This window comes from Pseudomonas sp. 5P_3.1_Bac2, assembly GCF_025465995.1.
Taxonomy (GTDB): domain Bacteria; phylum Pseudomonadota; class Gammaproteobacteria; order Pseudomonadales; family Pseudomonadaceae; genus Aquipseudomonas.
Genome location: NZ_JANLNY010000014.1, coordinates 1 through 1,883 on the forward strand (window position 1 = coordinate 1; position 1,883 = coordinate 1,883).

The window sequence follows — 1,883 nt, forward strand, 5'->3', positions numbered from 1 at the left end:
AAGCCGAGGCCGACAGCATCATTACTCTGACCAAGCCGGATGGCAGCACTGTCATCACACAAACGGATGGCGAGGGTAACTGGGCACTGCAACCTAACCCGCTGGGTAATGGTGAGGTAGGTAAGGTCACGGCGACTGATCCAAGTGGCAACGTCAGTGCTGAGACCATCACCAGCGCGGCCGATTTGCTCAGCCCCGATGCACCCGTGGTCGAGAGCAACAACGAAGCAGGCCTGGCCGGTACTGGCGAGCCTGGCGGCAATATCGTGGTTAAGCTGCCGGATGGCACCACCGTATCCACTACTGTGGATACAGATGGTCAGTGGGCGATCAAACCTAACCCGTTGGATGAAGGCGAGCAGGGCACGGTGACTATCACTGACCCAGCCGGCAACACCAGCGAGCCGGTTAACACGGGTAAAGCTGACGTCACCGCTCCAGAAGCGCCTGTGATTGAAAGCAACAACGACGCAGGTCTGGCAGGTTCCGGCGAAGCGGGCGGGACCATCGTGGTGGAACTGCCAGACGGCACCACTGTATCCACCACTGTGGATACCGATGGGCAGTGGGCGATCAAACCGAACCCGCTGGATGAAGGCGAGCAGGGCACAGTGACTATCACTGACCCAGCCGGCAACACCAGCGAGCCGGTTAACACCGGTAAAGCTGACGTCACCGCGCCGCAAGCGCCTGTGGTCGAGAGCAACAACGAAGCAGGTTTGGCCGGCACTGGCGAGCCTGGCGGCAATATCGTGGTTAAGCTGCCGGACGGCACCACCGTATCCACTACTGTGGATACAGATGGTCAGTGGGCGATCAAACCGAACCCACTGGAAGACGGCGAGAGCGGAACGGTCACCATCACTGACCCAGCCGGCAACACCAGTGAGCCGGTTAACACCGGTAAAGCCGACGTCACCGCGCCGCAAGCGCCAGTAGCCGAGAGCAATAACGACGCAGGTTTGGCCGGTACTGGTGAGCCTGGCGGCAATATCGTGGTCAAGCTGCCAGACGGCACCACCGTATCCACCACTGTCGATACCGACGGTCAGTGGGCGATCAAACCTAACCCACTGGATGACGGTGAGAGCGGAACGGTCACCATCACGGACCCCGCGGGCAACACCAGCGAGCCGACTAATACCGGTAAAGCCGACGTTACTGCGCCAGAAGTGCCTGTGATTGAAAGCAACAACGAAGCCGGCCTGGCCGGTACTGGCGAGCCTGGCGGCAATATCGTGGTCAAGCTGCCTGATGGCAGCACCGTATCCACCACTGTCGATACCGACGGGCAGTGGGCGATCAAACCTAATCCACTGGATGACGGTGAGAGCGGAACGGTCACAATCACTGACCCGGCCGGCAACACCAGTGAGCCGGTTAACACCGGTAAAGCCGACGTCACCGCTCCAGAAGCGCCTGTGGTCGAGAGCAACAACGACGCAGGTCTGGCAGGTTCCGGCGAAGCGGGCGGCACCATCGTGGTGGAACTGCCAGACGGCACCACTGTGTCCACTACTGTGGATACAGACGGTCAGTGGGCAATCGAACCGAACCCACTGGGTGAAGGCGAGCAGGGCTGGGTGACCATTACCGACCCAGCGGGCAACATCAGTGAGCCCGCCAATACAGGCAAGGCCGATCTGACTGCGCCACCGGCGCCCGACGTCGCCAGTAACAACCTGGCTGGCCTGACCGGTACCGCCGAAGCAGGAAGCACTATTACCCTGACCAAGCCGGACGGCAGCACCGTTATTACCCATGCCGATAAGACTGGTCACTGGGCATTTAAGCCGAATCCTCTGAGCCATGGTGACGAGGGGCAGGTTACGGCCAGCGATGCCAACGGTAACGTCAGTGCCGAAACGGCTACCGGCGTAGCC

1 protein-coding gene is annotated in these 1,883 nt (G+C 60.7%); it reads left to right on the top strand.

Features of this window, described 5'->3' with window-relative positions:
• The coding region (locus NTD81_RS10200; protein ID WP_262182157.1) for an Ig-like domain-containing protein at positions 1-1,883 on the top strand (1,883 nt) is incomplete at both ends.